The sequence below is a fragment of the Pseudomonas syringae pv. coryli str. NCPPB 4273 genome, assembly GCF_000972175.1.
Taxonomy (GTDB): Bacteria; Pseudomonadota; Gammaproteobacteria; order Pseudomonadales; family Pseudomonadaceae; genus Aquipseudomonas; species Aquipseudomonas syringae.
The window spans coordinates 22,234-29,842 of sequence record NZ_AWQP01000029.1 but is presented as its reverse complement, the minus strand read 5'-3'; the positions used below and the strand labels follow the sequence as shown (position 1 = coordinate 29,842).

The 7,609-nt window shown below is 61.1% G+C and carries 6 protein-coding genes; 3 read left to right on the top strand and 3 right to left on the bottom strand.

Translation table 11 applies throughout. The features are described from left to right. Positions 1-83: 83 nt before the first annotated feature. Together P406_RS14045 and P406_RS14040 are read right to left on the bottom strand one after the other, a co-directional pair. Entirely contained in the window at positions 84-1,319 is a 1,236-nt protein-coding gene (locus P406_RS14045; protein ID WP_046236505.1) for a zinc-dependent alcohol dehydrogenase, read from the bottom strand. A 105-nt stretch (positions 1,320-1,424) separates the two neighbouring features. Beyond that, the gene (locus tag P406_RS14040) at positions 1,425-2,330 is read right to left on the bottom strand and encodes a LysR family transcriptional regulator (protein ID WP_003314770.1); all 906 of its coding nucleotides are present in this window, start codon (positions 2,328-2,330) and stop codon (positions 1,425-1,427) included. Between the two features lie 161 nt (positions 2,331-2,491). On the opposite strand from P406_RS14040, the gene P406_RS14035 reads away from it, so the two are divergent. Genes P406_RS14035 through P406_RS14025 form a run of 3 tightly spaced genes read left to right on the top strand, consistent with a single transcriptional unit; the run spans position 2,492 to position 6,065 of the window. Then, positions 2,492-3,382: an NAD(P)-dependent oxidoreductase gene (locus tag P406_RS14035; protein ID WP_046236504.1), complete on the top strand. Its 891-nt coding sequence runs from the start codon at positions 2,492-2,494 to the stop codon at positions 3,380-3,382. 3 nt (positions 3,383-3,385) lie between these two features. Next, a complete protein-coding gene (locus P406_RS14030) occupies positions 3,386-4,903 on the top strand; it encodes an aldehyde dehydrogenase family protein (RefSeq protein ID WP_032657008.1) in 1,518 nt (505 codons plus the stop codon). A gap of 4 nt (positions 4,904-4,907) precedes the next feature. After that, positions 4,908-6,065, top strand: coding sequence for a M20 aminoacylase family protein (locus P406_RS14025; RefSeq protein WP_003412556.1), 1,158 nt, complete (start codon positions 4,908-4,910; stop codon positions 6,063-6,065). 139 nt (positions 6,066-6,204) lie between these two features. Here the strand turns inward: P406_RS14025 and P406_RS14020 are convergent, their stop codons facing one another. Further along, positions 6,205-7,581, bottom strand: a complete 1,377-nt coding sequence (locus P406_RS14020; protein WP_003349229.1) for an L-serine ammonia-lyase — start codon at positions 7,579-7,581, stop codon at positions 6,205-6,207. Positions 7,582-7,609 lie beyond the last annotated feature (28 nt).

Sequence of the window (7,609 nt, the reverse complement as noted above, 5' to 3'; positions counted from 1 at the left end):
ATGAACATACATCGTCTGAAATACCGTTCTCGAACACGTTCGCTCCTGCGGCCTTAGGCCAGAATCAAAGGCGAACCCGTACCTTACATAGCCGGCACGCCACCCCCGACCAGGGCTTCGGTCGTGTCGTCCGGCACCACAATGGTGTTGTTGCCAGGCGTCAGGATGACCTTGCGGCAATCCTCTTCCTTCTTGTCGAACAGCTTGTAGCCCTTCGCCGCATCTTCCAGTGACATCCGGTGCGTGATGATGGCTTCGGGTTCCAGGCGGCCGGCCTCGATGTGTTCCAGCAATTCAGGCATGAAGCGATGCACGTGGGTCTGGCCCATTTTGAAGGTCAGGCCCTTGTCGAACGCATCGCCGAACATGAAGCCGTGGATGAACCCGGCATAAACCCCCGGCACACTGACTACGCCACCGCGTCTTACCGCCGCGATGCACTGACGCAACGCCTTGCCGCTGCTGCCTTCCAGTTTCAGCGTGGCCAGAATGGTTTCAGTGGTACTGCCCTTGGCCTCGAAGCCCACCGCGTCCACTACCCCATCCACACCGCGCTTGCCCGCGGTCTGGCGAATGATCGTGTCGGCCGGGTCATCGTCTTCATCGAAATTGATCGGGATCACGCCGTAGGTTTTCTGCGCATAAGCCAGACGATACGGGTGGTGATCGACCATGAAGATCTTCTCCGCGCCGAGCATTTTTGCACACGCTGCGCTCATCAGGCCGACCGGGCCAGCCCCATAAATGGCAACCGTCGAGCCCTGGCCAATCCCGGCGTTGAGTACAGCCTGCCAGGCGGTGGGAAGAATATCGGAGAGGAACAGAACCTTCTCGTCAGCCAGCGTGCCCGGCACCTTGAACGGGCCGACGTTGGCCTTGGGCACTCGCACGTATTCAGCCTGACCGCCCGGGACGCCGCCATACAGATGGCTGAAGCCGAACAGCGCCGCTCCTGGTGGAATCGACTTTTTGTTGAGGATCGCGCCACGTCCGGTGTTGGTGGTTTCGCAGGCCGCGAACTGGTCGAGGTTGCAGAAAAAGCAGCTGCCGCAGGCGATGACAAACGGGATCACCACGCGATCACCTTTGGCCACAGCCGTGACCGCCGAGCCGGTTTCTTCCACGACGCCCATGAACTCGTGACCAAAAATGTCGCCGTGTTCAACCGTAGGGATTTTGCCGCGATACAAGTGCAGGTCGGAACCGCAGATAGCGGTCGCCGTGACGCGCAGAATGATGTCATCCGTTTGCTCGATGACAGGGTCCGGCACTGTATCGACCTTCACACTGTTCGCGCCGTGGTAAGTCAAAGCTCTCATGGTTAATCCTCAGTGATAGCAGAAAAATTCGGTCCGTTACTGAAGATGAACCATGAGGTTTTTGTTGGTTCAGCGCGATTGCTTGACGTGGGGACTAACGGTAGGTCAGTTGCGGAACGCTGTCATATCCTGCAACAGCATGCCCATCAGGCGATTGGCGCCGACACTCAATTGACGGCCCAATCGGCTGATCAGGTGAGTCTGCGGGCTGCTGAACACCTCATGCTGCAAGGGCAGGGCGCGCAATCTTCCGGCCTTTATTTCTTCCTCCACGACAAAGGTCGGCAGCAGCGTGACGCCACCCTGCATGGCGAAATGCTTGAGCATCGCAAAGGTGCTGCAGGTCAGCGTCGGCTGCACGGTGATGCCCAACTGGTGCTCGGCTTGCAGCAGAATCTGGCGGATACCGTAAGACACGGCAGGCAGGGCGACACGGTAGTCTTCAAGTGCCCGCAGCTGTATCGGGCCAGGTTCTTCGGCCAGTGGATGATCTGGCGCGGTGATCACACAGACCGGTTGACGCTGATGCGCATGCGAGCGGATTTTCGGGTCGGCAGCCGGGTTGAAGACCAGACCGATGTGCGCTTCATCCTCGACCACCTGGCGAATCACTTCGTTGCTGCCACAGACGTTCACGATCAGTTCGATCCTGGGGTACAGCTCGGAAAACCGGGCCAGCGGCTGCGCGAGACTTTCCAGAAAACCCTCCCCTGAGACCAGCGTCACCGAGCCGCTGTGCAGGCCTTTCAGGGCCTGAATCGAATCCAGCAAAACCTCCTGCTGCGTCAATCGCTGGCGGTAGTAGGCCAGCACCTTGTCGCCCGCCTCGGTCGGTTTGACGCCACGTCGATGACGCTCCAGCAGGGGAGAGCCCAGCTCCTGTTCCAGTTGTGCGATCTGGCGGCTCACCGCCGAAGGCGCAACGTTGAGGAAGTCGGCGGCAGCCCGGACGCTGCCCAATCGTACGGCTTCGAAAAAATACAGGATGCGTCGATCTTGAACGAGGCTCATGGGCTTCCAGTGTTGCGCTAAAGGCAACATAAATTCGATTTTTGGATTATTGCTGAGAGGGGAGAGCGCTGTCCATACTCGAATCATCAGCGCATTGCAGGCCGATAGGGCTCGTAGCGTCATCCTCTAATTCGTACAAAATCTTTGATCGGGATGCAGACATGACTTTGAAAGCAGGTGTGATCGGATTGGGCAACATGGGCGGCGGTATGGCTGCCACGCTGGCGGGCAAGGGCTTTGATGTCAGCGGCTTCGACCTGTCGCAGGCCGCGCTGGCCCAGGCCGAAAGCAAGGGCGTCAAGCCGGTTGCCGACCGCACGCAACTGATTCAGGGCGTGGACATTCTGATCCTCTCGCTGCCCAAGGCCGAGCACGTGGAATCGGTGTGCCTCGGCGCGGGCGGCATCAACGAGGTGGGGCGCAAGGGCCTTATTGTCGTCGATACCACGACGTCGACGCCGGAAATGAGCCGCAAGGTCGCCGCCGAACTGGCGAGGAACGGCATCGCATTCATCGATGCGCCGGTGTCTGGCGGCCCGAAAGGCGCTGCTACCGGCACCATGTCGATGGTGATCGGTGCCGAGGACGCTGACCTGGCGCGCGCCATGCCGGTCCTGGAAGGCATGAGCGGGACACGCGTACACGTCGGGCAATGTGGCGCAGGCAACGTCGCCAAGATCGCCAACAACATGCTCGCCGCCTGTCACCTGATCAGCACTGCCGAAGCCGTGGCGATGGCCGCGCGCGCAGGGGTCGATCCGGAAAAACTTCTACAGGGCCTGAATGCCGGTTCCGGACGCAGCGGTGCCACGCAAGTGATGTTCCCGACCTGGGTACTCAACAAGGCGTATGACTCCGGTTTCACCATGGGCCTGATGCGCAAGGACGTCGGCCTGGCCAGCGATCTGGCGGACAGCCTGGACATGGACCTGCCGCTGTCGCGCGTCGTCGCACAATTGTGGCAGGCCAGCAGTGAAACCCTGGCGGACAACGAAGACTTCTGCGCCATCGTGCAACGCACCGATGGCAAACTTTACGGTCATGGAGAATAAGCGATGAGCACTGCAAGAATCCTCGAACTGATGCGTCCTTACTGGGGCGATCGCAGTGTCATCGCCAGCTACGTCGGCGGCCAGTTCATCGAAGGCCACGGCGCGCCCGTCGAAGTGCGCAATGCCCATGACGACAGCCTGCTGCTGAGTTTCCCGGACGCCGACGAGTCGTTGGTCGAAGTGGCCGACAAGGCCGCAAAAGCTGCGCAACAACAATGGTGGGCACTGACCGCTCAGGCACGTGGCCGCGCCATGTATCAGGTGGGCAATCTGATTCGTGACGAGCTGGAAAACCTCGCGCAGATCGAATCCCTGACCGCCAACAAGCCGATCCGCGATGCCCGTGTCGAAGTGCTCAAAGTGGCCGAGATGTTCGAGTATTACGCCGGCTGGGCGGACAAGCTGCACGGCGAAATCATCCCGGTGCCGACCACGCACCTGAACTACGTGACCTACGAACCGCTGGGCACGGTGTTGCAGATTACCCCCTGGAATGCGCCGATCTTCACCTGTGGCTGGCAGATCGCCCCGGCGATTGCAGCGGGCAACGCGGTCATTCTCAAGCCGTCGGAACTGACCCCGCTCAGCTCGCTGATGGTCGGCGTGCTGATCGAACGTGCCGGCGTGCCGAAAGGGCTGGTCAACGTGATTGCCGGTTTCGGCCATTCCATCGGCCAGGCGTTCATTGCCAAGGCTGACATTCGCAAGGTGGTGTTCGTCGGCTCACCCGCCACTGGCCGGCATATCGCCGTGGCAGCGGCACAGCGTTGCATTCCTGCGGTGCTGGAACTGGGTGGCAAGTCGGCCAACATCGTGTTCGACGATGCCGACCTGGAAGTCGCCTTGCGCGGTGCCCAGGCTGCAATCTTTTCCGGTGCCGGGCAGAGCTGTGTTTCCGGTTCGCGCCTGCTGGTGCAGGAGTCGATCTTCGAGAAGTTCACCAATGCTCTGGCGGTGGCTGCGACGCAGTTCAAGGTCGGTGATCCGAGCGACCCTGAAACCCAGATCGGCCCGATCAACAACGCCAAGCAATACAATCACGTGAAAAACATGGTCGAGCAAGCGCTCAAAGACGGCGCGAAGCTGGTGGGCGAGCATGCTGATCCGATCCCGGAAAAGCCCGGTTACTACATCAACCCGACCGTTCTGGCAGGCACCAACGCGCTGTATTGCGCGCAGGAAGAAATCTTCGGCCCGGTGGTGGTGGCGATTCCATTCAAGGACGAAGAAGATGCGATCCGCATCGCCAACGACAGCCGTTTCGGCCTGGCCGGTGGTGTCTGGACCCGCGATGTCGGCCGCGCTCACCGCGTTGCCAGACAAGTGCGTGCCGGGACCTTCTGGGTCAACGGTTACAAGACTATTCACGTCAGTTCGCCGTTCGGCGGCTATGGTGAGAGTGGTTATGGCCGGTCTTCCGGTCTGGATGCCCTGCGCGAGTACAGTGAAGTGAAAAGCGTCTGGGTCGAAACCGCCGCCAAGCCAGCCGCCAGCTTTGGCTACGGCGCGAGTCTGGAGTAAGCACATGTCCATTTCAAAGACGTTGATTGACGAAGCAACCGTGTGGCGCCGCACCCTTCATGCCGCGCCGGAACTGGGGTTCCAGGAGCTGAAAACCTCCGACAAGGTGGCAGAGCTGCTGAGCAGTTTCGGCATCGAGATTCACCGTGGTCTGGGCGGCACTGGCGTGGTCGGCACCCTGCGTAACGGCGACGGCCCGACCATCGGCCTGCGTGCCGACATGGATGCCTTGCCGATTCAGGAGTTGGGCGACAGCGTTCACAAGTCGACCCACAAGGGCTGCATGCACGCCTGCGGTCACGATGGCCATACCGCGATCCTGCTGGCCACCGCCAGGCATCTGGCCGAGACTCGACGCTTTCGCGGCACGGTGCATTTCGTCTTCCAGCCTGCCGAGGAGAACCTCGGCGGCGCACAGCGAATGATCGAAGACGGGCTGTTCGAGCGCTTTCCGATGGAAGCCATCTACGGCCTGCACAACTGGCCGGGTGTGCCTGCGGGGAAGGTGGTGATCAATCCGGGGCCGATGATGGCGTCGCTCGACACTTTTGAAATCATCCTGACCGGCAAGGGCAGCCACGCAGCCATGCCGGACAAGGGCAACGATCCGATCGTGGCCGCGGCCGAACTGGTCCTGGGGCTGCAAACCATCGTCTCCCGGCGCCTGTCGCCACTCGATTCAGCGGTGGTCAGCATCACTCAGTTCAATGCCGGCGAGGCGATCAACGTGATCCCGGAAACCGCCACGCTGCGCGGCACCGTGCGTTGCCTGCAAACCCCTGTGCGGGAAAAGGTTCAGCGCCTGATCGGCGAGTTCGTCGAGCGTTTGCCGACGGCCTTCGGCGTGCGCGGTGAGCTGGTCTACAACGTCGGCTACCCGGTGACCGAAAACCACGTCGAAGCAGCAGCCACGATCCGTCGTGCAGCAGTCGCCGCAGTGGGCGAGGCCAACGTGCAGTGGGGCTGCAACCCGTCGATGGCCTCCGAAGACTTCGCCTTCATGCTGCATGCCTGTCCGGGAGCCTACATCTGGATGGGCGTCGACGGCGAGAAGCCGTCGGCGGCGTTGCACAACCCGTACTACGACTTCAACGACCAGGTCATCGAACCCGGCGTTGCGGTGTGGACCTCGCTGGTGGAGCAGTGTTTGCCGGTGGCTTGAATGGCTCGCGCGCTTACGCCAGCCTTTGATTCTGGCCGTAGGCCATAGAGCGAACCGGTTCGCGAAAAGGACGGTACATCCGCAGGAAATGTACCGTCCCTGACGCTCTCGAATACGTCGCGACGCCGATGAATGCCTGTCAGCACTCGATCAGGTTGACCGCCAGGCCGCCGCGTGAGGTTTCCTTGTACTTGTCGTGCATGTCGGCGCCAGTGTCGCGCATCGTGCGAATGGCGTGGTCCAGCGAGATGTGGTGCTCGCCGTCGCCGCGCAGGGCCATTTGTGCAGCGTTGATTGCTTTCACTGCAGCAATCGCATTGCGCTCGATGCAGGGGATCTGCACCAGCCCGCCGACCGGGTCGCAGGTCAGCCCCAGATTATGCTCCAGGCCAATCTCGGCAGCGTTCTCTACCTGCTCGGGAGTCGCGCCGAGGATCTCTGCCAGACCGGCGGCGGCCATCGCGCAGGCCGATCCTACCTCACCCTGACAACCGACCTCGGCACCGGAAATCGAAGCGTTTTTCTTGCACAGAATGCCGACCGCAGCGGCGCTCAGGAAAAACCGCACCACGTCATCGTCATTGGCCGTGGGTTTGAATTTCATGAAGTAATGCAGCACGGCGGGCACGATGCCAGCCGCGCCGTTGGTGGGCGCCGTTACCATGCGTCCGCCTGCGGCGTTTTCTTCGTTGACTGCGAGGGCGAACAGGTTGACCCATTCCATGGCGCTCAGCGTCGAGCCGATCACGTTGGGGTTATCCAGGTTCTGCAGGTTCTGATGCAGGCGGTAGGCACGTCGCCGCACGTTCAGGCCACCGGGCAGGATGCCGGTTTCCACTAGACCCTTGTCGACGCAGGCGCGCATCGCGGCCCAGATCACCATGATTTTCTCGCGGATTTCTTCCTCGCTGCGCCAGACCTTTTCGTTGGCCATCATCAGTTCGGAAATGCTCATGCCGTGGGTCTTGCATAGCTTGAGCAACTGCGCGCCACTGAAAAAATCATAGGGCAGGACGGTTGTGTCGTTGTCCAGCACGCCGCTGGCGGCCTGTTCAGCGTCGATCACAAAACCGCCGCCCACCGAATAATAGGTCTGCTCGTGGAGTTCGCCGTTCTTGCCGTAGGCACACAGGGTCATGCCGTTGGGGTGGTAGGGGAGGCTTTCATCGAGCAGGCACATGTCCCGTTCCCAGACGAAGGTGATGGCTTGTTCGCCCGCCAGCATCAGCTGGTTATCGGCACGCAGCGCGTCGATGCGCTGGTTGACCTGGCTAGGGTCGATCTGGTCAGGCCACTCACCCATCAGGCCCATCACTGTTGCGCGATCGCTGCCGTGACCGATGCCGGTGGCCGACAGAGAACCGTACAATCGCACCTCGATCCGTTCTACGCTGTGCAACCGGTTGTGGTTGCGCAGCTCGGTCACGAACAGCGCACCGGCGCGCATTGGCCCGACGGTGTGGGAACTGGACGGCCCGATGCCGATTTTGAACATGTCGAAGACGCTGATAGCCATCACGAAGGTCCTTCAGGTGAGATGATGC

Coding starts and splice junctions, on each gene's coding strand:
- P406_RS14045 (WP_046236505.1), bottom strand. CDS start 1,319: ATGAGAGCTTTGACTTACCACGGCGCGAACAGTGTGAAGGTCGATACA.
- P406_RS14040 (WP_003314770.1), bottom strand. CDS start 2,330: ATGAGCCTCGTTCAAGATCGACGCATCCTGTATTTTTTCGAAGCCGTA.
- P406_RS14035 (WP_046236504.1), top strand. CDS start 2,492: ATGACTTTGAAAGCAGGTGTGATCGGATTGGGCAACATGGGCGGCGGT.
- P406_RS14030 (WP_032657008.1), top strand. CDS start 3,386: ATGAGCACTGCAAGAATCCTCGAACTGATGCGTCCTTACTGGGGCGAT.
- P406_RS14025 (WP_003412556.1), top strand. CDS start 4,908: ATGTCCATTTCAAAGACGTTGATTGACGAAGCAACCGTGTGGCGCCGC.
- P406_RS14020 (WP_003349229.1), bottom strand. CDS start 7,581: ATGGCTATCAGCGTCTTCGACATGTTCAAAATCGGCATCGGGCCGTCC.